Source organism: Sporomusa acidovorans (genome assembly GCF_900101845.1).
GTDB lineage: Bacteria > Bacillota > Negativicutes > Sporomusales > Sporomusaceae > Sporomusa > Sporomusa acidovorans.
This window is the reverse complement of the sequence record NZ_FNAM01000063.1, coordinates 1-26,448: the sequence shown is the minus strand read 5'-3', so window position 1 is coordinate 26,448 and position 26,448 is coordinate 1. Positions and strand designations below refer to the sequence as shown.

Annotated in this window: 38 protein-coding genes; 3 read left to right on the top strand and 35 right to left on the bottom strand. The window is 38.9% G+C overall.

Annotated elements, in window-relative coordinates; translation table 11 throughout:
- Positions 1-228 precede the first annotated feature (228 nt).
- Both BLR65_RS25925 and BLR65_RS25920 read right to left on the bottom strand, forming a co-directional pair.
- The gene (locus BLR65_RS25925; RefSeq protein ID WP_093797292.1) at positions 229-477 is read right to left on the bottom strand and encodes a hypothetical protein; all 249 of its coding nucleotides are present in this window, start codon (positions 475-477) and stop codon (positions 229-231) included.
- A 249-nt stretch (positions 478-726) separates the two neighbouring features.
- Positions 727-1,161 (bottom strand): hypothetical protein, encoded by a 435-nt coding sequence (locus BLR65_RS25920; protein WP_093797290.1) that lies wholly within the window; start codon positions 1,159-1,161, stop codon positions 727-729.
- Positions 1,162-1,322: 161 nt separating this feature from the next.
- Here BLR65_RS25920 and BLR65_RS25915 point away from each other — a divergent pair, with 161 nt between their 5' ends.
- Both BLR65_RS25915 and BLR65_RS25910 read left to right on the top strand, forming a co-directional pair.
- On the top strand, positions 1,323-1,541 hold the full coding sequence (locus BLR65_RS25915) for a helix-turn-helix domain-containing protein (RefSeq protein ID WP_093797288.1): 219 nt from the start codon (positions 1,323-1,325) through the stop codon (positions 1,539-1,541).
- 3 nt (positions 1,542-1,544) lie between these two features.
- Positions 1,545-1,778: a hypothetical protein gene (locus BLR65_RS25910; RefSeq protein WP_093797286.1), complete on the top strand. Its 234-nt coding sequence runs from the start codon at positions 1,545-1,547 to the stop codon at positions 1,776-1,778.
- Between the two features lie 51 nt (positions 1,779-1,829).
- Here BLR65_RS25910 and BLR65_RS25905 read toward each other — a convergent pair whose 3' ends face one another.
- Both BLR65_RS25905 and BLR65_RS25900 read right to left on the bottom strand, forming a co-directional pair.
- Positions 1,830-2,351 carry an N-acetylmuramoyl-L-alanine amidase family protein gene (locus tag BLR65_RS25905; RefSeq protein WP_093797284.1) on the bottom strand — a complete coding sequence of 174 codons (522 nt, stop codon included), beginning with the start codon at positions 2,349-2,351 and terminating at the stop codon, positions 1,830-1,832.
- Positions 2,351-2,746 carry an SNARE domain-containing protein gene (locus BLR65_RS25900; RefSeq protein ID WP_093797282.1) on the bottom strand — a complete coding sequence of 132 codons (396 nt, stop codon included), beginning with the start codon at positions 2,744-2,746 and terminating at the stop codon, positions 2,351-2,353. The genes BLR65_RS25905 and BLR65_RS25900 overlap by 1 nt, the downstream gene beginning before the upstream one ends.
- 90 nt (positions 2,747-2,836) lie before the next feature.
- Here BLR65_RS25900 and BLR65_RS25895 point away from each other — a divergent pair, with 90 nt between their 5' ends.
- Entirely contained in the window at positions 2,837-3,796 is a 960-nt protein-coding gene (locus BLR65_RS25895) for a class I SAM-dependent methyltransferase (RefSeq protein WP_093797280.1), read from the top strand.
- A gap of 26 nt (positions 3,797-3,822) precedes the next feature.
- On the opposite strand, the gene BLR65_RS30655 is transcribed toward BLR65_RS25895, so the two are convergent.
- The 31 genes from BLR65_RS30655 to BLR65_RS25745 all read right to left on the bottom strand — a co-directional run bounded on the left by BLR65_RS30655 (position 3,823) and on the right by BLR65_RS25745 (position 26,263).
- On the bottom strand, positions 3,823-4,782 hold the full coding sequence (locus tag BLR65_RS30655) for a gp53-like domain-containing protein (protein WP_093797278.1): 960 nt from the start codon (positions 4,780-4,782) through the stop codon (positions 3,823-3,825).
- Positions 4,783-4,786: 4 nt separating this feature from the next.
- Entirely contained in the window at positions 4,787-5,404 is a 618-nt protein-coding gene (locus BLR65_RS25885; protein ID WP_093797276.1) for a YmfQ family protein, read from the bottom strand.
- A 3-nt stretch (positions 5,405-5,407) separates the two neighbouring features.
- A complete protein-coding gene (locus BLR65_RS30650; protein ID WP_211285053.1) occupies positions 5,408-6,577 on the bottom strand; it encodes a hypothetical protein in 1,170 nt (389 codons plus the stop codon).
- A 1-nt stretch (position 6,578) separates the two neighbouring features.
- Complete coding sequence (locus BLR65_RS25875) at positions 6,579-7,604, bottom strand: baseplate J/gp47 family protein (protein ID WP_218130673.1); 1,026 nt, start codon at positions 7,602-7,604, stop codon at positions 6,579-6,581.
- Positions 7,605-7,617: 13 nt separating this feature from the next.
- Positions 7,618-8,019, bottom strand: coding sequence for a DUF2634 domain-containing protein (locus BLR65_RS25870; protein WP_093797272.1), 402 nt, complete (start codon positions 8,017-8,019; stop codon positions 7,618-7,620).
- Positions 8,016-8,417, bottom strand: coding sequence for a DUF2577 domain-containing protein (locus tag BLR65_RS25865; RefSeq protein WP_093797270.1), 402 nt, complete (start codon positions 8,415-8,417; stop codon positions 8,016-8,018). Before BLR65_RS25865 ends, BLR65_RS25870 begins: the two co-directional genes overlap by 4 nt.
- Complete coding sequence (locus BLR65_RS25860) at positions 8,410-9,378, bottom strand: XkdQ/YqbQ family protein (RefSeq protein ID WP_093797268.1); 969 nt, start codon at positions 9,376-9,378, stop codon at positions 8,410-8,412. Before BLR65_RS25860 ends, BLR65_RS25865 begins: the two co-directional genes overlap by 8 nt.
- Complete coding sequence (locus tag BLR65_RS25855; RefSeq protein ID WP_143122659.1) at positions 9,368-10,012, bottom strand: LysM peptidoglycan-binding domain-containing protein; 645 nt, start codon at positions 10,010-10,012, stop codon at positions 9,368-9,370. The genes BLR65_RS25860 and BLR65_RS25855 overlap by 11 nt, the downstream gene beginning before the upstream one ends.
- Positions 10,013-10,026: 14 nt before the next feature.
- Positions 10,027-11,973, bottom strand: coding sequence for a tape measure protein (locus BLR65_RS25850; protein WP_093797264.1), 1,947 nt, complete (start codon positions 11,971-11,973; stop codon positions 10,027-10,029).
- A gap of 62 nt (positions 11,974-12,035) precedes the next feature.
- Positions 12,036-12,395, bottom strand: coding sequence for a hypothetical protein (locus BLR65_RS25845; protein WP_093797262.1), 360 nt, complete (start codon positions 12,393-12,395; stop codon positions 12,036-12,038).
- 49 nt (positions 12,396-12,444) lie between these two features.
- Positions 12,445-12,867, bottom strand: a complete 423-nt coding sequence (locus tag BLR65_RS25840; protein WP_093797260.1) for a hypothetical protein — start codon at positions 12,865-12,867, stop codon at positions 12,445-12,447.
- Positions 12,868-13,103: 236 nt separating this feature from the next.
- Positions 13,104-13,616: a phage tail assembly chaperone gene (locus BLR65_RS25830; RefSeq protein WP_211285051.1), complete on the bottom strand. Its 513-nt coding sequence runs from the start codon at positions 13,614-13,616 to the stop codon at positions 13,104-13,106.
- Entirely contained in the window at positions 13,616-14,086 is a 471-nt protein-coding gene (locus tag BLR65_RS25825; RefSeq protein WP_093797258.1) for a phage tail tube protein, read from the bottom strand. Before BLR65_RS25825 ends, BLR65_RS25830 begins: the two co-directional genes overlap by 1 nt.
- Before the next feature lie 13 nt (positions 14,087-14,099).
- Positions 14,100-15,413 (bottom strand): phage tail sheath family protein, encoded by a 1,314-nt coding sequence (locus tag BLR65_RS25820; protein WP_093797256.1) that lies wholly within the window; start codon positions 15,411-15,413, stop codon positions 14,100-14,102.
- A 1-nt stretch (position 15,414) separates the two neighbouring features.
- Positions 15,415-15,597 carry a hypothetical protein gene (locus tag BLR65_RS25815; RefSeq protein WP_093797254.1) on the bottom strand — a complete coding sequence of 61 codons (183 nt, stop codon included), beginning with the start codon at positions 15,595-15,597 and terminating at the stop codon, positions 15,415-15,417.
- Entirely contained in the window at positions 15,587-16,021 is a 435-nt protein-coding gene (locus tag BLR65_RS25810) for a phage tail terminator family protein (protein ID WP_093797252.1), read from the bottom strand. Before BLR65_RS25810 ends, BLR65_RS25815 begins: the two co-directional genes overlap by 11 nt.
- Entirely contained in the window at positions 16,011-16,511 is a 501-nt protein-coding gene (locus BLR65_RS25805; RefSeq protein WP_093797250.1) for an HK97 gp10 family phage protein, read from the bottom strand. The genes BLR65_RS25810 and BLR65_RS25805 overlap by 11 nt, the downstream gene beginning before the upstream one ends.
- Positions 16,511-16,873, bottom strand: a complete 363-nt coding sequence (locus BLR65_RS25800; protein WP_093797248.1) for a hypothetical protein — start codon at positions 16,871-16,873, stop codon at positions 16,511-16,513. The genes BLR65_RS25805 and BLR65_RS25800 overlap by 1 nt, the downstream gene beginning before the upstream one ends.
- Positions 16,867-17,235, bottom strand: coding sequence for a hypothetical protein (locus tag BLR65_RS25795; protein ID WP_093797246.1), 369 nt, complete (start codon positions 17,233-17,235; stop codon positions 16,867-16,869). The genes BLR65_RS25800 and BLR65_RS25795 overlap by 7 nt, the downstream gene beginning before the upstream one ends.
- Positions 17,236-17,246: 11 nt before the next feature.
- Positions 17,247-17,396, bottom strand: coding sequence for a hypothetical protein (locus BLR65_RS30170; protein ID WP_169716708.1), 150 nt, complete (start codon positions 17,394-17,396; stop codon positions 17,247-17,249).
- Positions 17,397-17,407: 11 nt separating this feature from the next.
- Positions 17,408-18,478, bottom strand: a complete 1,071-nt coding sequence (locus tag BLR65_RS25790; protein WP_093797244.1) for a phage coat protein — start codon at positions 18,476-18,478, stop codon at positions 17,408-17,410.
- Positions 18,479-18,499: 21 nt separating this feature from the next.
- Complete coding sequence (locus BLR65_RS25785; protein WP_093797242.1) at positions 18,500-19,093, bottom strand: phage scaffolding protein; 594 nt, start codon at positions 19,091-19,093, stop codon at positions 18,500-18,502.
- Between the two features lie 34 nt (positions 19,094-19,127).
- Positions 19,128-19,418, bottom strand: coding sequence for a hypothetical protein (locus BLR65_RS25780; protein ID WP_093797240.1), 291 nt, complete (start codon positions 19,416-19,418; stop codon positions 19,128-19,130).
- A 77-nt stretch (positions 19,419-19,495) separates the two neighbouring features.
- Positions 19,496-19,666, bottom strand: a complete 171-nt coding sequence (locus BLR65_RS30165; RefSeq protein ID WP_169716707.1) for a hypothetical protein — start codon at positions 19,664-19,666, stop codon at positions 19,496-19,498.
- Positions 19,650-21,425 (bottom strand): minor capsid protein, encoded by a 1,776-nt coding sequence (locus BLR65_RS25775; protein WP_211285050.1) that lies wholly within the window; start codon positions 21,423-21,425, stop codon positions 19,650-19,652. Before BLR65_RS25775 ends, BLR65_RS30165 begins: the two co-directional genes overlap by 17 nt.
- Positions 21,409-22,887, bottom strand: a complete 1,479-nt coding sequence (locus BLR65_RS25770; RefSeq protein WP_211285049.1) for a phage portal protein — start codon at positions 22,885-22,887, stop codon at positions 21,409-21,411. The genes BLR65_RS25775 and BLR65_RS25770 overlap by 17 nt, the downstream gene beginning before the upstream one ends.
- 15 nt (positions 22,888-22,902) lie before the next feature.
- Entirely contained in the window at positions 22,903-23,226 is a 324-nt protein-coding gene (locus BLR65_RS25765; RefSeq protein WP_093797238.1) for a hypothetical protein, read from the bottom strand.
- Between the two features lie 15 nt (positions 23,227-23,241).
- The gene (terL, locus tag BLR65_RS25760) at positions 23,242-24,648 is read right to left on the bottom strand and encodes a phage terminase large subunit (RefSeq protein ID WP_211285048.1); all 1,407 of its coding nucleotides are present in this window, start codon (positions 24,646-24,648) and stop codon (positions 23,242-23,244) included.
- Positions 24,649-24,667: 19 nt separating this feature from the next.
- On the bottom strand, positions 24,668-25,168 hold the full coding sequence (locus tag BLR65_RS25755; protein ID WP_093797236.1) for a transposase: 501 nt from the start codon (positions 25,166-25,168) through the stop codon (positions 24,668-24,670).
- Positions 25,169-25,211: 43 nt separating this feature from the next.
- On the bottom strand, positions 25,212-25,550 hold the full coding sequence (locus tag BLR65_RS25750; protein WP_093797233.1) for a hypothetical protein: 339 nt from the start codon (positions 25,548-25,550) through the stop codon (positions 25,212-25,214).
- Between the two features lie 191 nt (positions 25,551-25,741).
- Positions 25,742-26,263 carry a sigma-70 family RNA polymerase sigma factor gene (locus BLR65_RS25745; RefSeq protein ID WP_093797231.1) on the bottom strand — a complete coding sequence of 174 codons (522 nt, stop codon included), beginning with the start codon at positions 26,261-26,263 and terminating at the stop codon, positions 25,742-25,744.
- Positions 26,264-26,448 lie beyond the last annotated feature (185 nt).

Genomic DNA, 26,448 nt, shown 5'->3' with positions numbered 1-26,448 from the left:
TGGTGGAGGCGAAGGTTGTCAATCTACACGCAAAACATTTTGTTTTCTTATACAATACCTAGAGATAAGGATTAATAGTAATATTCCCCGGTTTTCCGGGGTTTTATTTTTTCAAAGAACAAATCTATGTAAAGGGGATATATGCATACATCCCTCGAAGCGGGTTCCCGCTATACCCCCGTTAGGAGGTATTTCGGCCTGTACCCTGCAGGCCATCGTCAGGCGGGTTTAATTGGATTCGTCTTTTTCCCCATTCCAGTATTCAGCTGTGCCATAAGTGTATATATCCAGCCTCTCCTTAGTGGTTGGCTCTCCTGCGTGACGACAATTTTCGTCTTTGCAGTTTTTACAGATATTCTCGTCTACCATTTTATGGTTTTTTACACAAGCATTTAGTATCATAATCAACACTCCTTTTATTTTTCTACCTGCTGGCATGACCCCGGCTAGGCCGTCAATCTGCTTTATAGCTATCAATAAAGTCCCTAGCCTCTTGCAGGCTACAGGCTTCCCACTCGTAGCTCCTGAGGTTCGCAGGATATTCTAACTCATCCGGTGTGTAGCAGTAAAACATTTCGTGTCCTTCGACCTACTTGGAAACGATAAGCCATCCTCTGTACTTCTTACGGGTGGTAGGTTGTTTCATTTTTACAGCCCTCCTAATTTTAGCTTTGAGCGCCGCTCCCAGAAGGGAGGCCCCGGCTTTCACGGGGCTGGGCCTAGCAGCTAGTTCTTTTTCTTCACAGCTGCGAATACCATCCTGTTTATACCTGTGTGCTTACCCAATATATCCCATTGCTCGTTCTCGTAATGCGTAGGCTCAACATATCCAGCCTCATTTGCAGCGTGCTTATCTGTAAAAACTTCTTTTAGTTGCACAGTACAGAATCTAGGCGTTTTAACATAAGCACCCACACGAATGGGATGGTTTTCAACATACCTTTGTATACCGGTTTCAATCGCCGTCGCTCTCGAAGCCTCATAATCAATACCTACGCAATCTAAAACTTCTTGTACTAGGTGCATAACTTTTGCAGCTTCAGCTAAACAGTCTCCGTCTTCTTTGTTGTTCTCATGTTTATACATTTCAAGGTAATAACCATAGGTAAATGCGTATTCCCCTAGCTTCTCAATCAGTAGTTGCTTTTCGGTTTTTGTCATCCTTACCGCCTCCTAAAATTTAATCATGTAACTAAAATGATTAACCTATTAACTATAATATAGCAAACCTTAACTGCATTGTCAATATACTTCTAACTAAAATAATTAAGATATTGATTGTTTCGGTTTGTTCTGTTATTATATTGTCAGGAGGGATAATCATGGCGATAAAATGTAATTTATCTACATACATGGGCATGAACAAAATGAACATTCAGGATGTATGTGATAAGACCGGCCTTGCTCGGAATACTGTGGCATTCCTATATCACGATAAGGTAAAAGCTATCAATTTTGGTACATTAGACGCTCTCTGTAAGCTGTTTAAATGCTCGGTAGGAGACTTGTTAGAATACATGCCTGATGATGTGGAGGTGTAAAAAATGATTATTAAATATGTACGCTACCAGGACTCTATTACTATAAAACCAGAAAACGATATAGAACGAAATATTGCATCGTCCCAACAGTTTTTAGAATTTAGTAATCAGTTACTCTTAAAAAATAAATTTAAGCCCATTGATAATGCCGTTTTGTACTCCGTCAAAGACGAAATAACTCAGCATTTGCTCACAATCTGGAATTATCCTGGTAGTGTCGAAGTCGTTATACAGTAAATAAAAAATAAGCCCGGATAGCGATTAATACCGCTATCCGGGCTTAAATATTTACTGTAAATAATCCGTAATACCTCTGGCTATGGCTCTGGCAAACTCGTCACGTTTACCGGCATCAGCAAGTAATTTTTCATCATCTGGATTACTGATGAATGCCATTTCAACCAATACGGCAGGACAGTCAGTATTTCTCAGAACATAAAAATTAGCAGTTTTAACTCCCCGGTCAACAGTACCCAGGCTGTTAACAATTTGATTTTGGATGCACCTTGCCAACTTCTCACCCTGACCACCAAGGGAATAACAATAGGTTTCAGTTCCTTGCGCTGCTGAACTACTAGCAGCATTACAATGGATACTGACAAACAAATCAGCACCAAATTGATTAGATGCATCAGTAATTTGGTATAGTTCGTTTTCTTGGACTTCCAACACTTCATGGCCGATAACTCTAAGATAACTGCTCACACGCTGCATTACGTCACGTGCAGCAACTGCTTCCTGTAGTCCGGTAGCACCTACTGCCCCGGAATCTAACCCTGGACAATGACCACCGTTAATAGTTTCTCTCATTATGATAAACTCCTTTCAATTCCAATATGATCTTCCAATGTTTCGACACGGCCCTTAACGTCAGTAAGATTTTGATTCATGCAAATCATGGTGTTATTGATGTTATTAAGGGCTTCAGTCTGTTTGGTCAGCGTATTATTGACTAAATCTCCTAGTCGTTCTTCACGGATTTTGGCATCATCCATTGAACGATTGAAAAAATCCTGCTGCCGATCAGCCTGCTTATCGGCTTTGCGGACAACATAGGCCAACAGTGGCAAAAAACATATAACAAATAAAATAAACCCGATTAAGTTCGGGTTTTGTATGATATACGGTATTATTGATATGACTTGTGTTGGCTCCAATGCCCTCACTCCCCCCATAAAATTAAAAATAACCGCTGTCAGCGGCATGGTCAGTCATCCCCCGGAATCTATTACCAATGTGTGTATTTATTTGAAATTTATATGTTATAATTTAATTAATATTTAATTAATATTTGAATGGATGTGCTTTTATTGATACAGTCTTGTCAAATTTGCGGCAATATAGAAAACAACTCCTTTCATACCGCTAAAGAAATGCAATTAGGATTGATGGATGAATTCACCTACTTAGAATGTGGGAATTGTGGCTGCGTACAATTAATTAACATTCCTGCCGACTTTTCAAAATACTACCCCAAAGACTATATTTCTCTCATACCCGCCAAACAAAGAACCTTATGGAAAAGATATAAATTACACAAGAAAACATTACATTTTCTTAATCACCCCACACTAATCGGTAAATTGTTGTGTTTAGGGAAAGATAAGCCAAATTATTTAACATGGGCTGAAAAAACACATATTGATCTTTCCTCAGGGGTACTTGATGTTGGCTGCGGTATAGGAAACCGATTGCGCCTTATGCTAGACGCTGGATTCATGAATTTAACAGGAGTAGACCCTAACATTGAACGTGATATCGTTTATGAAGATAAAGTTAAAATTTACAAATCAGAGATATTTGACTTAAACAATGTTCAATTTGACTTAATTATGTTACATCACTCGTTTGAACATATGTTAAACCCCTATCAAATTTTAAATAAAGTATACGATCTTCTACCTCCTAATGGCTATGTGCTTATTCGCATACCTATCGCGTCAAGCTATGCATGGCGGCATTATAATATTAATTGGGTACAATTAGATGCGCCTCGGCATTTATTTTTACACACTGTTAAAAGTATGGAACTACTTGCTAAAAAGGCAAAGTTGGTCATAAAGGATATCGTTTGGGATTCGTCTGAATTCCAATTTATAGGTAGCGAGGGGTATATAAAAGGAATTCCTTTAAATAAGCTCAAAAAATCAAAGTTTTCACAAGATGAAATTTGTCAATATCGTTCGAAGGCGCAAGAACTAAACCTAAAACATGATGGTGATCAGGCATGTTTTTATTTACAGAAGATAATTTAGATTAATAGAGTAACTGCTTGCTATAGCTAATTACCAAAGGCATAATAATCCGCTGATGCTGGATTTCCTGCCCCTTTATTATCCCACCTATCTTCTGCCACGCTAAAGCCTGCAATACTCTTGCTGTTCTTTAAGACACGCCATATATATGCATTTTCCCCTTTCCAGTCGGGCTGGCTAATTATAACATTTTTACAAGCTGTCTGAAATTGTACAGGGAAAGTTATCGTTACTCCTGAAGTATGGGTTCCCATAGATCCCAAGGTACCAGTAATTGTCCCCCATATTTCCATATCTCCATTAGACCACTTGCGCCAATAATAATTTTCACCTGTCCCCGATGCAACAATCGAAGCAGCACCGGAAACAGCCGTCTTCACAAATGCAGTAGTAGCAATCTGTGTAGAGTTTGTTCCTGCTGCTGCCGTTGGTGCTGTAGGCGTATTAGTAAATGCCGGAGATGTAAGCGGTGCTTTTGCCGCTAATAAATTCGAAATTTCCGTTTCCGTATAATACCTATCATCGTGGGTATGATTGTTTGGTGCAAATGTACTTGGTATGCCGCTTATTCCTGACCACTGAACAGCACTGGCGGTATCCGCTACCCTTGCGCTGTCTACACGTACACCGTAGGTGTTAACTCCATTATAGCCAATTAAAGTAGGACACGAAGGTGTCCATGCACTTTGTGCATTGGCATTTCCCCCAGGATAAGCCCCTGCACTGGCATCAACAATAGTGTGATTGTTACCATAGTTTTGCCAGCGCAATTCTTTAGCAGTGCCTATATCCTGTGTCTGATCAGTGCGCGGTGCGACGATATTAGCACCACTAATTTTTGGCCCATTTCCAGCAGTACCATTATGATTATGCCCAGTTGTGCCTAATTTGCCGTCAATGATATCCATGTTTTCATTTAAATCTTCAATGTCAACAACATCAGGATATTCTGGTTTATTTAATCCTAAATTTTGTGTTTGTTGCATTCTCTCAACCTCCGTAAGTTCTAATTTGGCTCCATGTTCGGGTCTTAGCTTCACTCCAAATAAGCGGTTTCAGCATGCCCCAAACGGTATAGGTATAGCTGATGCTGTACCCTAAATGCGCTGGTTTGATTTCATTCAGCATAGCTAAAAATCCCGCCATATTTGGCGGGATTCCCAAAACACCTATAAACTTGACTTCAAACCGGTATTCTTCGTTATATTCGATAACATCCACTTCACCGCCGCTGAAAGCTTCGGCAACATTTTTTATACGTTCCTTGGTTGAAGTACCTGAACCGCGCTTCTTGGCTAAGATAATCTCTCTGCGGCGAACGTAGGAATTACTCCTGTTACTGACAATACCAAATTCCTTCTCCCAATAATCTAGCCCCCAGGTGGCGGTATTAATGAAGAATTGTTTAAGCAAATCCGGTATGGCGTAATTCCGTAAGGCCCCGATATCTTCAGCAACTGCCCCTTGTAAGCAGGTCATTTCCCGTGAATCCTGATAGTACCAGGGTAAATACTTCATAAGATTCGGTATGTCATATTCCGGCGTTTCGGCATCTGCTCCTAAATCACCATAGATATATGCGGCATATAATTGATTTCCGTATGCCAACCGTTACACCCCCTTGAGTTGCGCCCAGGTAAGCGCTGAAGCGAAAGGATTCGCTGCAATAGCCTGTTTAACTCGAAGCGGTGTCATATATTTGACGTTACTTGAACCTGCTTCCGCTTCTGCTTGTGTCGCAATATCAATAATCGCCGCATGAGTAGTTTGACTATGATCATAGGCAGTTTTTCCCCGATCTCCCCTGTATGCAGTTGTTAAAGTCTCACCCAAAGAAAGAGAAGATTTTGCGTCCCAAACTACCTTTTCCGTATCCGTTACAAAACGGTAGTTTGCGGTTTGGGCAATTACTGTTGCGGGGAAGTTTGCATTGGCATCCAGGCGCAAAATTTTATTAGCCTCACCAGTAGTAACTACTTCAGAAGATGCTAATTTCTGCCCAATAAGATTAGTTATAGTTGCCGAAAAATTAGGGTCATTACCCAAAGCATTACTAAGTTCATAAAGTGTGTCTAACATTTCAGGAGCACCGTTAATAATAGCGGCAATACCTTGATCTACATAATTAATTAATGCTGTTCGTAAAGTCTGCAACCGATTAGCCACATCATGGGCATCAGTCAAGTTAGCGCCATGAGTATTAAGGTTTGTCTGAACGGCATTAGCTTTTGTACTCGCATCAGTAGCGGCTGTATTAATTGCTATATTTTTGGCATCGTCTGCTTTGGCTTGCGCCCCTGCTGGTGTTTCAGCACCGATCTGAATAACAGTGACTTGATGAGGGTTGTTTTTGTCAGCGGTATGGTTGGTTAAACGGTTGTCAATCTGCTCAACAGCCGCATCATTTGCAGCTTTATACCGCTCCATTTCCGTTTGTGTGGCCGTCATGGAGTCCTGAAGCGCATTTACGTCATTCGCCTCTACCGTGTCCCCTGGCGTTTCGTAAGTTACGTAGACAATCGGAGTGTCAGCAAATACCTTAATGGACCGCCGCCAAGGAGTTTCACTCGGCATAGAGATAATATAGTTGGTGATCTCTTCCCCGGTTAGCTTCGGCCCAGTAAACACCCGGATTGTAGAATTGGTAATGTTATCATGCGCAAGTAATCCTTCATATTTACCTGCGGTTATCGGAAGTTCTTCCTCCACAACATATATACTGCCGTCTGTTTTCTTATTCAGCTTGGCGGGAAAGTGGTCTATTTCATTTGGATAACTCATGTTACACCTCCAAGTCGATACTGCCCAATACAGGGATTTCTTCCCCGGCCAGGGTAATGTTCCCCGCTACTCCGTTTATTGTTAAATCGCTGTAATCGTCCACACCTGCGACACTAAGCAGTAATGTACCAATTCGGGCATAACTGACATACGTACTGTCAAAAGCAATGTCTTTCAGATAGGATTGAACGGCGGTATAAAAGCTATCATATACCGATTGCAGGCTATAACCGGCAGCTAATATTACTTTGGCAGCAATGACTAATGGTTTACCGGTAGCTGATACCACAGTGACGGTAGCTCCAATCGGGTGAACAGTTTCAATATATTCAGCGACCGTTGTCACTAGGGCAGGTATAGCTGGTTTCATATCCGAATCAGCAATCGCAACTTTAACTGTGCCATTGCCATTCCATAAGGGAAATACCTTTGCATCCCCAACTCCAGCCACTTCTCGCGCCCATTCCTTGTAATGGTAGATGTTGCCGCTGGTAATCGGCTGGCGTACCCGGAAATGATAGCGGTCCCGCAGGGAATCGTCTGTTTCTTCATCCTCGCCGGGAGTGATAATATCAGCCAGTTCAGCCTTAACCAAGCTGTCAATATGTTCAACCGGAACCATGTTTCCGAAAGGAATATTCCCAATCTCGCCTGCCGTTTCACATTGCAACTTAAATTGCCCCGTAGTGATTTTTTCAACCACAATGTAATTCAGAGTGTCAATAGTAAACCTAGCTCCAATATCAACATCCATAGGCACGTTATTTGCAGCATAAAAAAAGCCTTTACGCAAAGCGTAAACGGCAGCATTCCGATCAATCCCCATTTCTGTTGTCCTCATTGCCAAATAATTCCCGTTAGAAGTATCGGCAAAACCTAACTTCAAATTTACATCCAATTCAATGTACATTAAAGCCAATTCTAATGCTGCCGGGGAAAGGGCATCATAAATAACTGAACCTTCCCGTTTGTCTAGGGTGTCCGGCACTCTAGCAAGCATTCTTTGCAAAATTATTTCGTATGTCATGCTTTCATACATGTTAAGTTATTTTCACCGCCTTTTCCGCTTCAAAGTCACCGGCCAAGCTATGAACTGTAAATGTTGCCGACACTTCCCCACGTTTATGAGTGAAAGAAAAATCGGTAACATCAGTAATACGATCATCCCAGGTTAACGCCTCTGTAATGCGGCGTTTAAGTTCCGGGTATACATATGGTAACGGCATTCCGAATAAATCCGCTAATTCAATGCCGTAATTCCAAGAGTATATAACATAATGATATCGTTCAGTGTTGAGGATTTTATATACTGCTTGCTTAATCGCTTCAATATCGTCAGTTGTTTTAACAATGGTTTCATCATCAAAATTCATTTTATAAGTTTTAGACGGCTGCTCTTGTATCTCAAAATCAACGGTTAAATCATCATTGTTAGGTATCATGACCACTCACCAGATACATGATGATCAAACACACGGTCAAGCACTATATACCTTTGTCCTCCCTGAACCTGCAATAAAATAACTTCCTCACCAACTTGTAAAGCGTTATGAACAAGAAATTTCTTTCTGCCCTGATAATCATGGTTATGGCTGGCATAACTGGAATCACCGCTGCCGCCTGCTCTGTTTTCCGTTACATGGCTAACAGTCATATCAACATAGTGGTCTGTTACGGCTTTGGTAAGTTTAAAAAATTCTTCAGGTAAAGTTAAACGCTGTTCAATTTGAATTTCAAGCGGTTCAATATTTAAAACTGTCCCGTAAGTAATGCCTGTAGGCTTACCGGCTTCGTTCGCTTCGACGGCTATTTGTTTAAGAACCTGTACTAACTCATTCAAATATATCACGCCCCCTTAAACTAAGATTCATCACATGTTGATTGTTGGTAAAAATATGCTTGGCTCGTTCTACCAGCATATAGTTATTTACCTTAATATCTCCCAAATCAAGCTGTACAGAAATAGATGTTCCAGCCCTAACCCGGATATCACCAAAGGCATTATCAATAGTTAAACTGCGTGTTTTCTTATTATACAAACCTAATAATGCATCGGCTTTAGCTTGACCGTTAGTTTTTTCCTGAATGCTGTCACAATATTGGAGAACGCCCCAACGGTTGATATTTTCACCGCTTTGAGTTTCATAAAGTTCACGCTCTCCAGTATCTTTATTGTCATAGAACAGCTTAATTTTATTGTAGGTATTGGAATCAATGCTTGATATATAATCGAAGTCTTCAGCAGTTTCAGCATCTATAAGCAAATCAAGTTTTAGATTTTCAATGTTTTTAAGAGTAAGTTTGCCAAAATCATCATAAAGAACATAGAGCTTTTTTTTATTTTGCAAGGTTAAGCCTAAAGCCGTTTGAATAATATCAAAAAGAGTGGTATTATCCTCCACTCTTTTTTCAATAATATATTCAGTATCTTCAATTTCACCAACTTGTAAGCGATACTTGGCGGCAAGGACTTTAACCAACTCTGCCGCCGTCATTGCTGATGGGTAAATATAACAATCCTTGTTTTTTAAATATCGCAATTGGTCATAAGCAGTAACTTGTATAATTCCGTCTTTATCGCGCTTTTTGGTAAATACAAATCCACAAAATGTATTTGTTCCATTCACAGTCATTTTGACAAGATTACCTTCTGTAAAATTTAGAACACTATCAATCAAAACTTTAAATGTTAATTTACCGGGAACGCCTTTGCGCTCAGTTTCCCAGGCAATACCCTCCCTAATAACAGGTTCATAAACTTTATCTCCGTTTTGAATTATAATTTGAACTTTACTTGACAAATTTAATCACCTGCCCTGGTTCTAATTTATTTGGATTGACTATATTATTCAAGGCAATAATTTCTTGTAAATGGGAACTATCGCCTAATTGTTTTCTGCATATTTCAAGTAAAGTTTGACCTGCTATGACTTTATATTTATTGGCAATTTCTTTTTTAGCCTCCCGTTTTTTATCAACAGTGGCGGTTTTTTTCCCGTCTTTATCTTCTTTGACGTTTAATACTTTTGTGGCGTATGGTTTGTATTGTTTCAGCCGAATTGATACCATCACATCCCGGCCATTGCTTGCATCTTCAATTACTTCATAGTCTTCTAATGATACTTTTAAATTTGTATCGAACATAAAATCAAATAAACTTGCTCCCAATCGACAAACAATGAACTGAAACGATGTTTGAGTGGATTTAAGTTTGTCAAATGTGTTTAAGAAATATTCAGGTTTAAAAAAACCCATAAAATAACTTACAAATGGATATTGGGAATTAGGTAGCAAAACTTCAAAACTAACCTCTGTTAATCCGGGAGTTTTTAAGATATTAACCTCACCATCATTAATCAAATTGACAGTCTTGTTTTTATTATTAATTTTCAACTGCATTTTGGGCGGTGGAACCGGTAATTGTGTTTTATCCATGAAAAAATAATAGCTCAATCCTTATGCACCTTCTCTGCTGCAGTCTGCACAGTTTCTACTAATGCATCTTTCATATAAGTAACAACACCATCTAAGTCCATATTACTGCTGATATTATTTTGATTGCTCATAGTCACATTAATTTCAGCGGTAGTAAACCGGTTAATAACTTCTTGTTCCGCAATGTCACGAAGGTATTTTAAGTCCTCGGTACTAATATCAAGAGAATCTTTCATTTTACCTGTGTTGTCTGCGGTATTGGCGATATTGGCAGCGGCATCTGGAATAAAATTACCTGAACCTGGTCCTCCTATCGGAATATCCGGTGCCTTAAATAAAGAGTCCATAGAGAAGTTTTTAATAAAATTTTGACCTGCCGATTTTATACCGGAAAAATCAGCCTTATAAGCAATTTCACCAATTGCTGAATACTCAAACCCCATTACCTTACCGACAAAACCACCAATAGCATTGAACGACCGAATTACCTTATTTATAGAAGCCACTATAAAATTTACTGCAGTCTGTACTGTATCGACAATAAAACCAAAAACATCAGCAAAGGTATTACGCAAACCATAAGTCTTTATTTGCCACGCTGCAAAGATTGCTATGGCTCCTACAATAAGCCCTATAAGTAAACCAATAGGGTTAAAAGCGATTGTTAAGTTTAACAATCTTTGAGCGGCAGTTAACTTTCCTGTTACAATCATCCAAGCGGTTTGTGCAGTAGTAACCACCCATGTCCTAGCCGCTACCGCTGCAGCTATTCCGTTATTAATCATCATGTTAGCGTTAGCTACTAACCAATACGCCCCATAACCAGCAAGCATACCAATTGCGACCGGCATTATGCTCAACATTATATTACCAAAAAATTGCAATATAGATGAAGCCGCTTGCATCCCCCATGTAATAGAATTAGTTACCGTGCTAAAGGTGCTAGTAGCTATAGCACCTAAAATATTTAAACCGCCAATAGTAACGTTTACCAATGTTGTCATGCCAACACTATTAGCGATATCATTAATCATACTCAAAACCGGTTGGAATGCTTTTAATCCATTATTTCGTATAGAATTCCATATCTGAGTAAATGTTTTAGGCATAGTTGCAAATTTACGGTTAGTTTCATCTGCCGTATAAAACATTGCATTTTTAATAATTTCTGCCGTAATAACTCCATCAGAAGCCAACTGTTTTATATTATCAGTCACTGATTTAGGCATACCGTGTACATCCTGCAAATATTGCTGAATATTAGCGACAATAGGTTGTGCATTATCTAAAACAGCATTTAATTCTTCTCCTTGAAGTTTACCAGCAGCCATTGATTGTGTTAACTGCAACATTGCACTTTCCACGCCGATAGTTGATGTACCCGCAATAACAAAGGTTTTATTAAGCTGTTCGGCAAAAGCAATCAATTCATCATTGCTTTTGAAAGATTGCGCCGCCTGCATACCTAATTTGGATACCGCATCAGCAGTAGATTGATAAAGTCCCCTAGCACGTTCAGCGCTTTGAAATATTTTTTCTTGTAATTCTGGTGTTGTCTGAAGCTTATCATTCATTAAATCAAGTCTTGCAGTTGTTTGGGCAGCGGTATCAGACAAATTAACAGTTTGTTTAGCACCTGTTGCAGTAGCAATAATACCAACCAAAGATTTGAATTTATCTGCTAATCCATCAACTGAACCATGGGTATTTTGTATCGTATTATTAAATCGTTGTTGAGCGGCGGTTGCTTCTTGAATATTTTTTTCAACATTATCCATAGCAATAGAGGCTTTAGCAAGTTCATTTCTGGCTGTTGTAAAAGCAGCAGTATTTACAGCACGATTAGAAGCATTCTGCATGGATTCAAAAGAGTTAATACAGATATTCAATGCTGTATTCATAGAACGGATAACTGTACTCATACCATCTTGTAATTGAATAGCTGTTCGAATTGTTGCCAATAATATCACCTCTATTTAAATATAAAAAACCGCTCTTAATGAGCGGTAGAAATAATAAATTATTAACAGTAGGATAATGCTAATAATTCTTTATATGTATCGTTGTCGACACTGGCAACAAATTTTTCTCCGGTCTTTAATTCGCATGCTACACTAATTTCTTTACCTTTTCCAGTAAGCCATAATCCTGCAGCAATTCCGACGGGACCAAATGCTATACCACCAATTGTTCCCCATCCAGCCTTTTTTAGAAAACTACTCTTGCTTTCTTCTGTTAATTGTTCGAATGCGGCAACATTGCCGGTAAGAACTAATTTCTGCGATTGTAAAAAACCAGCAGAACGTTCGAGATAAAGGCCATCTTTTTTATTGGATTTTAGTTTAAATTCTTTATCTACACCAGCAATAACTTTAAATTTCAAATTAAAACACCACCCTCTCTAAGCATTATCAAAAAATAGCAGATATATTTTAATCTTTTCTACAAAAATTTATATGTTTAATCCAACTTGAAATATTTATGATATATTCTTCTACATTTTTATTTTTAATGCCTTTATTGTCATAGAATCCTTTTAAAAGCTGCATATAAGTTTTTTTACCACGAAGTTTTATTTTTCCAATGGGATACCCATTGTATGACACATTAAATGCTTTATTTGACATAAGCTCAAAGTAAAGATTATAAGGATTTAAATTACTTTCTTTTAACTTCATGATAAGGGTTTTAAAAAATACATTTTCATCATCATTAGTTACAAAATTATTTTCTATTCCTTTGCGTAAAAAACTTCGCCTTAATATTTCATCATATATAGTCTGTATTTCAAAATCATCCTTATTCTCTTTGACAACCTTGCTTTCTATATCAAATATTCGGCTAAAGAAACTCATATAATATTTCCCTTTCTATGATATATTCACCCAAATTATACCATAAGAAGGTTATTTTTGTTTAGCTTTTCGCTCAGTTTCCTTTTCTTTTTCTTTATCGTCTTTAACCTTGACCTGAATAGAGGCTATAACAAAGGCTCTTTCTCGCCGGTCTAAAGCTAAATACTCATGCGGCCATTTATGGAACTTATGAAGGCAATAGTGAGCAATATTTGCGTCACTATCGCCTTCATTTATTAGTTTTTTGCTTCTTCAACTAACGCATTCATGTCAATGTCGAATCCGTTAATCTCCTGAATCTTTTTCAGGAGGTCTTGATACTCGCCGGGTTTGAGCATCTTTTTCAATACTGCGTCAGCCCCCATAACGCCATAAGAATCTTGCAGTTCAGCGGCGTTCAAGTTTGGATAGACAATACACTTGGCGGCTAATAAACCAAGATATTTTTCATAATCAGTTTCTCGTGTGAACTGACCATACTTGCCAGGAATCGGTACTTTATGGGTGCATGACTTACGAATTTGTTCATCTTCTTCACTGGTTACGGATTGCAATTCCCAATCAACCGGCTTACCTTCATCAACAAACCGCTTTGATGCAACATATTTAACGTTTTCCTCTCGCACTACATTTTGAGCGAGGAATGCGGATAAATTACTCATAAAGTCAATCTCTCCATTTCTGTTAATAATTAAAAATACTGCTAGAACAAAAACTATCCGTTCTAGCAGTATTATTTCAGCCTCCATTACATCATACCATCAAGGATTCGAAACCGCTCTGGACTCTCGAAGTCCTCATAAGTAAAATCAACGTCCTGTTCCAGAAAATCCCCATCTGCGTCAAAGCTTGCCAATACCCCGCCGTCAATGTTGCAACCTTTGAAAACCATAGTTTGCCGTCCGGCAGCAGAGGTGGGGTCTTCATTACTGATTTGGATATCAAAATAGATATCTTCACCGGTATTTTTGAATTTCAGCATTAAATCATTAAAAATCGGTGTGTTTTGGTAGATTGTCATACTACCTGTGCCGCTCCAACTGGTTGTTTTATTCCCCTGGCCAGTTTGACCAAGAATAGAAACTTTCTTTTTTTCTTTATCAAATTTAGCTTCAAACTTTTTACCCTGCATTAACTTGTAACGATTACCTTCAATTGTCACAAAGCATTCGGCCAGTTTCGCGCTTACAGCGTCTTTGGCTAACATCACATTTGGCATGTGCTCTCACCCCTTACTTTACTATAACTGTCATATAGAGCTTAGTCATACAGTTAACCGGTGTTACCGGATTCGTAACCACTACTGATTTTTTGTCATTGCCCTTTTCAACGACCACATCATCAGGTACAAAGTCCTCAATGGCTTGTATTCCTTCCAATTCCTGATGATAAAAAACAAGGTCTTTCCAAAAGGAAATTCTACCGGCATTGTTATTTTGCACTTTGCCCAGGTATTGAGTATTAAACAGCACGGCAACATCATTGCCGATCTGATCAAGCACCCGCATAGTTTGATTGCTGTTAAAGTCAATGTTCTTGTCAACAGTTACACTGGTAAAACTATTGATATCATCCAAAACATGAACTTCCTCACCAACCTTGTGAAACATAAGTTGACCGGTTTTCATAGCATTTTCAAGCGCGCTCTGCTTATAATCCACGTCAATAGTAAAATCGCCGTCATAAGTCTTATTCGTGACAGAACGGTTTACAGCACAACCAGCTTCAGCACCAAGCAAGAAATATACAGCCGAAGATACCGGCCACCCATCATCAAGGGTATTATTTTTAATAGCAATTATCCCTTCATAGTCAGCACCTTCATACCCATGAATGACAGTTTGAAACTTTGCACCAACTTCATCCCGCATCCGCTTAGTAAACTGAATATACAGGTCTTTGATTGTTTTCTCAGTAGATAAACAACCAAGGGTATTGAACTTAAACGCTTCGATTTTATCAAGAAACATCTGGTATTGTGCACCAGTAATAGTTACCCCATTTGTACCGCCTGTGAGCGGTATTCCTGCCGTTGCTGCCAGTGTCGCATCTGATTTAAAAATCACATAATCATTAGCAATCAAATCGGCAGCAACGGCTACGGTTTGCAAGTCAATAACCGTGTTATCCAACAGGGTAGATACGTCAAATTTACTTTCATCGTCAATATTAACGGCAATAACAATCTTGATATCATTACCTCTAATACCGCCATATTTGGCCGTGGCAAATTCATTGGCCGCTTTTACAGCACCATTATTAATTTTGAAAAAATAACCGGTTTTAAGATTTTTGAACAAATCCCTTAAACCTTTTAACTTATCGCTGGTATAGTCATAGCCGAAAATAGCTTGTGATTCTTTTTCAAAATCACTATTTTCAACTGTGAATACTTCTCCGTCAGGCCCCCAATCCAATTCTAAGGCTAAAGCACCATAGCCCCTATCTGAAAGGGTTGCGGAAGCCCTGGCAAGAGAAACAAAGTTAATATATGAACCAGGAAGTACTTTATTCTGTACTAGGAATGTACCGCCGCCAAGTGCCAAGCTACTTCACTCCTTTCTTCATAAATTCATCCATCAGTTTTTCAACTTGATCATGGGTATAGGAACCATCATCAGCCAACAGTACATTCAGCAAGTCGCGCCGTTCGGCATATCGTTTAGCTGATATAATCTGCTGTTTGGTAAAACTGGTTGCTGCCGGTGATTCAGTTACTTTAGTTGCCACTTGTTTTCACCCTTTCTGTGATTGTTAAAGTTTCCATGTATTCATCAGGCTCAATAACCTTGCGAATCCGCAGGTCATAATTCACAAAAAAATGAAGCACTCCATCAATGACTTCATGCTTCATATCGGTTCCCCGTAGTAACCCGTCCTCAATTTGGATGTACTCTAAGCCGATGTTCAAAGCATCGACAGTACTATTGACTTCGCGGGTTATTTTTTTAGCCTGCGGGAAATAGTGAACATCAAACGGTAATTCGCGATTATAGGTGATATCTATTTCCTGCTCTTGTCTGCTAGTTAAACAAAGAATAAGAAAACAGGGTACTTTTAAACCCTGTTTAATCTCGTCAATATAGATTTCATACCCTTCGCCAAATACCTGATCTAATTTTTGAGCAATACCATCCATAACCTTATTCAGCATTAAACGCTTCCCCCAGGTATTTTAATAATTTTTTCTCCAAAATAGCCGGGGCTTGGTCATCAAGTTCCTGTTCGGAAATAGTCAGCATAAACCGGCCATTTACCCAACCTTTATGGTTTCTTGTCCGGTGTCCAAACTCTACATAACTGGCGTAATGTACCGGGTTAATAATTTCAATTTGATAGACATTGCCAATTTTGGTTATTGTTAAGGATTTAGCGTATTCCACGCCATTTTTACCATTCCCCCGGCCACTTGCCGCTTCTGCTTCAGTAGTAGCCGTCCACCCGCGCCTTAAAGTACCGCCATTTTTACCGGCTTCCTCATATTGGCCTACCGGTGTACGTTTTATGACCTTGGCTAATAAACGGGCGGCAAGCTCTTTGGCGCAATCCTGGCAGAACTTATCCATGTCAATTTGTTGTAGTTTATCTAATTTTTTCTGAAGCTGTTGAAGTTGCTTAAAATCACATGTACCCCACTTGGCCATTACGCCCACCCTTTAAACAATTCCAGAATGATTTCCTGATGGTGAGTATAAACAGCAGGCTTGCCGCTACTTTCATAATCAGCAGTTACATTATTTTGCGTAACCGTGATTTTGCTTCCCGGTTTAATAGTAAGTTCAGGCGCAATGAACAATTTAACTTCCTGCGCAACAGCCGCCGCACCATCAGCCGAAGAAGTACCAGTAATTGTTTTAAATGATAACCGGCAGGGTTGATCTGTTAAAACAGCTACTTCCTGCTGCTCAGATATTTTGGTAACAGGGTCTTTGGTTGACTGATATTCATAAACGGTACACACCCCGGCATACATACTTTCAATTGCTTTTCTAACCAGATTTACCATTTGATGCACCTATAAGCGGAAAAGTCCATTTCCCTATGCATCAGGTAAGTGATTAATGCGTCATATTTGGCTTCTGCGCTGTTTTTAGAATCAAAGGTGATAGTTGTATCCCCCTCAGCAATTGACTTTACTACTGCCTCAAAATCAATGCCTACAGCTTGACCGCTTTGTTTTTTACCAAACAGAAATTCACCACAAGCCATATCAACAGCAACAGACCGAAGTCCTTCCGGTACTTCGGCCACATTGCAGTTATTTTTAATATGACTTTCTACTTTGCTGATACAAAAACTAAGCATCCAACTATCTGCGTCAGTAGGGGTATAGCCAAAAGATTGTAGACGTTGAGAAACATCATCCAATATAGTAGCACCTACTTTTTAAGGTCTTTGCGCAATTGGTCTGCTTCTTGAATAATTTCAACTGCACCAACAATTTTTTCAGTAGAATCTTTAGTTTTCTTTACTTCGTCAGCCTTTTTTACCAAACCCAGAACACCTAAGAGAGCATCAAACCATTTCATCAACAATCACCTTACCCTCTCGAAATAATTCGGGCAATAGGAATGGCTTTATGATCAATATACTTCCGGGCAGCACCAGTACCGCCGTCATTTACTAAAGTCCAGTTTGTGCCGTTTTCCAATTCTGCATTTGTCGGGGATAAAGTTGCCTGACTTGATTTGGTATAGCTAATGCCATACGGTGCAAAGCATTTACGTTGACGGCTATATAAAGTATCTTGACCGCCATTAGTTTTCGGGTCACGGCTCATTTCATAAGGAACATGCGCACCGATGTTTTCATAATCAAAGGCACCTTCACCAAGTACATAGGTAGTGTATTTGGTATAAGCAGGTGTTTCACCATTAGCGGCAACATCTTCAGTTGGCATGGAATCGTCAATCAATACTACTCTGCCGTTCCAAGTAGCTAAACCTAACTCGCGTTCAATCCCATTAGCGTCCGTTTGCTTCATATAGGCCAGCAGTTTCAGATTTTCCAGGTTTGTTGCTACTACAGAATGCATAATAACAATTTTAAATAATTCCTTATTATCTCCGCTGGCCTGTTGAATGGCACTATTTAATGTAGCAGCACCGACAAAAGCAGCGTCATTGGCTTTCGAACTGATATCATACGTATGCCCGTTAACAAATTTCAGGTTATTTGTACCAGTCATACTAAAAATACCTTTTAAAATACTAATCAAAGTATCTTGGTCAACACCATCCCAGTAGCGTGCAACCTGAACGGCAACATTGTCCATAAAACCGGCTCCACCGGTGATGTCTTCGGCAAAATCGCTTTCCATCCAACCCTTAGCCCTACCGACAACTACAACACCGCGCTCAAAAGTAGTAGTACTAGTTGCTGTAATATCAGTTACACCATCATAATTCAAGGCATCACCATCAATTATCCCATACATCGGCAACGTAGCATAAGCCGTACCGGTTTGAGAACTGAAGGCGTTTCGAATATCGCTGTTTCCTTTTAAAGCTCTTGATTTCACCAATTCATTTTTCTTTGTTTGTGGAATACGGCTGGTATACTTGCCGAATGCCTCTGCATTAAATGTTTTCGAATTAAATTTTCCTGCCATATTTTCATGCCTCTCTTTTTATTAAATTTCCGCGCCGGGATTTGCTTCCATGTAGACGCACAGTTCAGTATAGGTCATTTCACTAGGTTTTTTATCGGTAGGATATTTTTTATCAGTACCATCGGGTGGTTTAACGCCTTTGAACTTAGTGGGAGTAGCGGAATCAAATAAGAATTTGGTATCTTCACCATCCTGAAGCTTTTTAATCTGCTCTGCCAAGCCTTTAACGGTTTCGCCGTCTAATTCTGCTTTATCCAAATCCAGCAAAGCCCGTACAGCTTTTAGATTTTTGGCCTTGGCCCCGGTTAACGCTGTAGTAACAGCGGAATCAATCTGTATTTGCTTAATTTTTGCTTCAAATTCAGCCGTTGTGGTTTTATTGGTTTCCTGCAATTCTTCAATTTTTTTCTGCATACCGGCAGCATCCACTTTTTTCAGTTCCTCAAGCTGCTTATCACGAGTTTTAATGTCGGTTTCAAGCTGCGTATTGGCCGTAGTTACCTTTTCATGTTCGGATTTGATAACATAACCTTTCAATTCTTCGGCACTAGCAGCAGCAATTTTTGTTGCCGTTGCTTCATCCAGACCTAACGCAATCAATTGTTCTTTTGTCATTTGAACCAACCTTTCACATAAAGTAAGGGTCTGATTACTCAGCGCCCTTTAAGATTTCATACGATTTTTCAAACCACTTTTGTTCATTGGCATAACCAACAATGGTGTCAATCACTAGACCTAGAACAAAATCGTTTGTCAGGATTGACACCAACCAAGCAGGAACTTTCCCTTCTGCCTGCAATTCAGTTAGTGCCTTTTTAATATCGGCCTTGGCAATCTCTTTCTTGGTTTCTCCGGCCTCGCCGGTACACTCAACCATAGTAACGATGCTGGCAAAAACAGTAAGTCCTTTCGCCAAATACTCAAATACCTTTTCAATCATTTTGAATTCCTCCTTTTATTTTTGGGCATATAAAAAGCACCTACACATTAACATATAGGTGCTTAAACCAACTCATATTATGGATTAATATTAATTTCCACATCAGAAAGACTGCCGTTTTCAACATCCTGAAGAAACTGTTTAAAAATACGCTTCTCTTCCTCTGTGGCATCTTCTCGGATAGCCATTTCTTTATTTTTTTCATCATAGTAGAGCAAATGCAAGATTTCATTAGGTGGATGAACCATTAAAAATCCTCTCCATTTCTTCTTTTAATAGTTTAACTACCTCTTGTGCCAATGGACGGGGGTTATGTTCTGAAACAGCTTCGGCCAAAAACTCTAACGAAGAAGTAAAACCATAACCGCTTAAGTTTTCAGTTATAGTGTCTTTATTATTGACAAGTTTCAGATTCTTCAAGGCTTCAGACTTTATTTTTGAAGATAATTCGCCATTCTTGATAGCTCTAAATGCGGAATTGATTAAACTTACATCTGTTGTGCCAAGGTCAACACCATATTTTTTCATTGTAGTTACATATTCAAGCATATGACCTAACTCATGCTTAATAATCCCGGCAGCACCGTCTTTAGGTGTCCACCACTGGTTACTAACAGCTTTATCAATTAACGTTCTTACACCGGTTAAATCACTCAAATCACGCTTTGACAACATTAATTTAGGTAATATCTTACCCTCTATTACATTCATTCCCGCGCTGGCCGTGGCTTTAATACGCCCATTGGTTTCCAAGTTTTGAATAAAACCATTTAGTACTGGATATTCTTCGTAAAATTCTCCAATTGATTCATTAACCCCATTCGCCACATCAACATCAATATCCTTATAGCTAACATTACTAAAGCCTAAGTTATCAACGGCGTACTGCTCGGCTTCCCTAATGCTTTTGGCCGGTATAAAGTCTACCTTCAATATATCAGCTTTAGCCATTTCTTTCAATCCAGCTTTTGATTCACCGTCAACAAAAGATTTTTTCCATTCAGGATATTTCATGCTATCCGGTACATAGTAAATCTTACCTTCAGCATTCCTGGCCGCTCTGAAGCCGGTATTATCATCAAAATAGGGAACCGTAACGGTTCTACACCAGCAATGAAACGGCGGGGCAGTCAGTCCAACCTTATAATCTTTCATTTCAAAGATTTTGCCGTCCAGGGACTGACACAATGGGGATGTATGACTATCCAACGTAGCAACAATTTCATACCTCTCAACATCTAAATCACTGAAACAATCCCGTTGTGAAGCGGACGCAAAAAAAGCAGACTCGGTTATAACTAATCTGCCTGCATTATTTTTAGAAGTATTGAATTTTTGCGCTATGGTCTTAATGGCTTTATCCGGTGCATCCCCCCGGATGATGGACTGTGTTAATTCGGTGTGCAGAGTATTGATTAACTGATCTTTACTTTGCCAGATCCGATCCGAAAAATTCTTGCCGTCCGGTGTCCAGGGTTTACTGATTACGGCTGATAACTGCTGATTGTTAAACCTATGAAGATCATACCCGACGTTAAACCCGCGCTGTATTTCATAGGCTGAATGATAATAACCTTCAGAATAAATGTTCCGCATGGTCTTGTCCAGGCCATCAAGTTGATTGCCGTATAAGACTTCCACCTGCTGTTGCATTTGAAGCTTTAAAGCTTCCAACCGTGAAATATGCACCTTAGCCGAAGCGTTTTCAAGTTGTTTTATCCATTGGCCGTTAACGGCGTTTTGCTTACCGTATTTGATATACTCCTGAACCGTCCAGCGCAATTCGTCCAGTTCAGAGGAATTCAAAAGCTGCTTCGCTTCGGCAAAGGAAATTTGATTATTTTTAGCAAAGCGGTTATACCATGCCGTAATTTGCTGTTCAATCGTTTCAGACGCTTTTTTATATTCACGTTCCAAATCATTGTAATAATCCAAACCCTTTTTAAGCTGTGCTTCCTCTAAAAGCTCAAACCGCTTGCGCCAATAATCCCTATTCCTCATTACCATCACCAGTGCCGCCAAACATAGTCTTATACTGATCTATTTCAGACTGTTGCTGTGCTTTTTCATCGGCTATGCGCTTCATTTCTGTTTTTACGTCAGTAGTCCAAGGATGTTGACTAACAATAGTTTCGTTAGATAGGATACCTGTTGACTTAGCGCAGTTTTCGATTGATTCAGATTCATTAATAAGAATATCCCGATTAAAAATAACATTGACCGGCTGGCCGCTATAGTCACCCTGTCCAGTGTTAACAAAGTGCATGTTGACGAACCAAAGTAACTGTTCAAATGCTGCCTGAAACTCTGTTTCCATGCCGTTTGCATCCAGGTCAATGTCAGAGTACATGCTTTGGATATTCATTTGGTTCGGATTGTTGCCCATACGATCGTCTTTGGCATCAAAACCGCGCCCGTTTTCAATCAAGGCTTTTTTCAATAGTTCAAAAATAATTTTATAGTTTTCGGCATTAACCGTAATTTCAAGGGTTTTTAAATCGCCGCCAACGCCGTCAACCGTTTTAACCTTAACAACCCCATATTGAGAAAGGTTTTTACGGAATTCACCAAGGTTAGTACCATCGTAGTTTTGTAGAACCAGGATTGTATTCCTGGCATCTTCCTGCATGTTGTTTTCAAAGTCGCTCAGAATGGTGTTAATGGCATCCTGTAATGATTTTACCCGCTTGATAAGCGGTATTTCCTTATTGTTAAACTTAAAGGCTACAAGAGGAACTTTGTCCCAATTGTACCCTGTTGTATTGCCTTGATCATCTTCAATTACCATGTGAGTACTAGATGGGTTTTCAACATCGGGAACTAAGTTAAACCCCTTTAACTCATATCGGTGTATGCCCTGTTTGTCATAGATTTCAACTTTGGTAATGATAGTTTCCGTAGTTCCCTCGTAAGCTTCTATCTGATACACCCGGACAGCAAAGTCTAAAACTGTATGTTCAGCATCGGCCCAAAAAGGCAAAACCTCATAACCAGGAAACTTTTTAAAAACAAGCTCGCCATCATCATTGTAATAAGGATGTAACCAAGCAATACCACCGTTCAAAGCATCCTCACCAACATTTTTTAATGTCCGTAAGAATCCTTTGTTGAAAACTATTTGTAGCAGCTTACTATATCCATCGGCTTCACTTTCAAAACTTACAGGTTTAGCCAATAGGTAATTAACTTTCTGATCAACCAGCTTACCATATTGGTTATCAACTAATTTATTATTGGGTAGGTTTTTTACTTCCTCAAGCTCACCCTTTTCACCAATAACCATACGGCGGCGATGTAAGATATCATGGTCTCCTCGGTAATATCGCTCACCGGTTATCATATCCCGGCGCAACAGGGAACTTTGAAATTTAATTAATTCCAGTTCAACGAATTTTAAATCGCTCATACGGCTGCCCGCGCCGATTTTAATAAGTTGGTTAATCTGTCCGGTTTGATCTGTCCATAACAAAACTATCACCTGCCTTTAATCCAAGCATTCTGCCTGCTGCATAACTTTAAACATTTTTGGTAACTGAACTGATAAATGATCTACTAGAGTTTGGTCGCTGCAATAATCCAATAAGCCACTTTCAGCAAAAAAAGCATGAACGATTTCATGCCGTAACACTTTATTCTTAAATTTTTCCGGTTGCTCTGCCAACATCTTATAAGGTTTCAAAATTTCACTATTTATAATTATTTTTTTGCTCCATATCTCGCAAAGTCCGTTGGCATTATCTAACTTTGGGTTATCATCATCCGATTGCTCAATAATGATATAGTCAGTACCTAATATATTAACTTTCACAAGAATCACCTCTATTTAATCAAATCCCATTCTGCAACCCTGGCCGCATTTTTCAGCTATGCCCGTTGTTGCGTCCTGGGCATCATCATGCTTGTTTTTACCTTCCTTTTGATACTTAATCATAGAGTCATGGTATTCAGGCCACCGATCACGCCAATTGACCGGGTAATAAACATGCTGCATAACCCATGTTGAATTAGAAATAATCCGGGATTTTTTATTTTTCGATTGATAAAATGTGTTAATCTGCGTATGGTTGCTATGATAACGAGTCCTAAGTTCCCGCTCTACAGCACGGCCAAACCCACGGCCACCGTTATTTGATTCAATGTCAGCCACATTCACTTTATCGTCATACAGCATTTTAGCAGTTGCCGGTTCTGTGACTTCCATAGGTGCCTTAGTATATAGCACATTCAGCACAAATGCTGCACCATCAAATTCACCATAATTGATACTGCAAAGGTAATCATTACCGGTATCGGCTGTATCCGTATAGTTTTTGATTGCGGTAAATAAGGGATTGCCGTTAGCATCAACGGGAATATGCTCATAGGTTTTAAAGGAAGTATATAACCTACCCTTAATATCAATAGGTTCCTGCTGATAGTTGGCTGAAGCAATATCAGCACCCATAGCTTTAACTTTAGCATTATAAGATTTACGGGATAATACTTCATCACACAACATTGTCCCATCATCCTGCAGAGCTTTCATGCACACGTGACGGATTTTGGCACCCTGTTCCTGATAGTGTGCCAAAGCTCTACCGGCAAGATCATCACTTGCCCAACGAGTCATAATAATGATGATCTTGCCGCCCTCTTCAAGCCGCTGAAGCATTGTATTAGTAAACCAATCCCAATGCTTATTTTTAATATCCTCGTTATAAGCTTCTTCAGCACTTTTTATCAAATCATCTATAATTAAAATTGTACAACCAAATCCTGTAGCCGTACCATTTGGAGAAGTAGCAAGATAACTATTATAGCCGCCCTCAAGCGACCATAAATTCATAGCTCCATCACCAACAGCAATTTTGACATCTGGGAATACATCAGAATAAACCGGCTTAAATTCATCAGCTTTGACTTCCTGAATGCTGTTACGAACATTTTTGGAAAACATGGTTGACAGTGTTTCATTATAACTACCGGTCATGATTTTTTCTGTTTTATCCTTACCATATACCCATTCGACAAAAAGACCTGCTGTTCTGGACTTACCATGCCGGGGAGGTTCATTTACAATTAAAACTTCATCGTCACTTTCATAGAAGCTTTGGAACTCATTGCATAAATGTTTAAGATATTTTCTATTTGGCTTATAAAAATCAGGAGCTTTCAAAGCACAATAAGAAAAGAACTGCTTCCTAGCAGCCCTGATCTGTTGTTCCATTTCGGCCCTTTGAATTTCTTCCAAAATAAGCAGTTCTTCATATTTAGTCACTGGCATCAATCCCAAGCTTTGTTTTTAGCTTTTTGATGCGCTGTTCAATCTCCTCATCTGTCAAATCACTAAAATTATTTTTTACTTGACCGGATAACTCAACATCCTTTTTATCGCGCCAATCAGCAGGCTTCCTATTCTTCAGCCAAAAGATTTGGGCTGTCGTGTCCGGCTGTACTTCCTTGACTACTTTCTTAGTAACCTTGAATTCAAACTTTTTAGTTGTATCATTATAAACTCGTTCTTTGGTAACTTCTGTAAACTCATAGCCTAAAGCCCGTTTAAGCAAAGCATTCTCAACCTGAATGTCAACAACCTCTTTGCCCTTTTTTAGGGCGTCAGAAATGTCAGGATGTTTATGTTTCCACTGATTAAGTGTTTCTCGTGAAATACCCATATTTGAGGCAATCTGCTCATTAGTTAAACCATCTCTTGCCCATGCTTCTAACTGAAGTAACCCTTCAGCGGTTAACCATTGTTCATACTTAGCCATTGAAGTCTCACCTCACTTAAAAAAAAAAAAAATAAAAAGAACCTCATGGTTCTTTTTTGTGATTCTCAGAGCTTTTTTCTTTTTCTACTCTTTTTAGGGCTTCTAAGTGTAATCCTATTTTAAATACTTTAAATGCAGACCAACATGTTAATATCATCAAAATTGCAGGTGTAACAAGTTTATTATCTTTAAGATAAGTAGAATCAAAACTATTAAACATGGCAATACCTATGCTAAAAATTATAGAAAAGGCATAGATTGTCTTTGAATCTGCTTCTAGTAATGCCCGTGTAAACTCTCTTTTCTCATTTGACATTTCAACATACTTTTTGTATGCATCATAATATGTTTTCTTTTTCGAACGTTTATTTATAAAAAGCATATTGATTCCCTCCTATAAAATAGAAAAGATTCGACAAAAAACAAACATTTTCCTATCTTTTAGAGGTATAAAAAAAGAACTGCTGAAAAGCAGTCCTCAAACTTACATTTTAACTTGATACCAATTTTACTATATGAATTGTGCATTGTCGAGGTTATCAAAAATGCATATTTAATGCTTAACTAATGCATTTATGACAGCATTTCATTTAGAGCATCATCAGGAAACAATTGAATAGATAACTTTTTAATCAGCCGGTTTTTGTTTCTACCGATTGTCGAAGTATCAACTTCAAACACTTCGCCTATTTCCTCATGGGTCATACCCTTAAAATATTTCATGGGAATTATTTCATAGAACTTATCATTCTTCAATTTGTCCAGGGCATTATCAATGATTTTAATATACTGCTCGGTATCGTCAACACTCGTTTCAATCAGTTCTATTTTATCCTCAAGCTTTTCCTGCTCAGTTTTAACCTCACCGCTCCCGGCTCCGTACTTAGTTATGGATTTACTCTGCCGCTTCAGACCGTGTTTCTTCAATTCTTCAATCTGTTCTTTTTTAGCATTAACAGCATCGGTAAAGTCATTGTACCGGTAGAGCAACTGTTCAGCCTTCTGAAAAGCATTCATATGTTTGTCTTTAAACATACCTTCATGCTTCAGCATCGAAACAAACTTTCGTAATACTTCCTCACTGCAATTTATCATCAAAAATCACTTCCTTTTAGTGGTAAAATGTCCGTAAACCATTGATATTACTGAATTCCCAGCGGTTCAAGTTGGTTCCACTTGACGATTGTCAACTTGAACCGCTTCAAACCCCCGTACTGTCTACGTTCTTCAAACATCGGTTCAAGTTCAACTTATATTTTCTACTATATTCTTTTATTTTA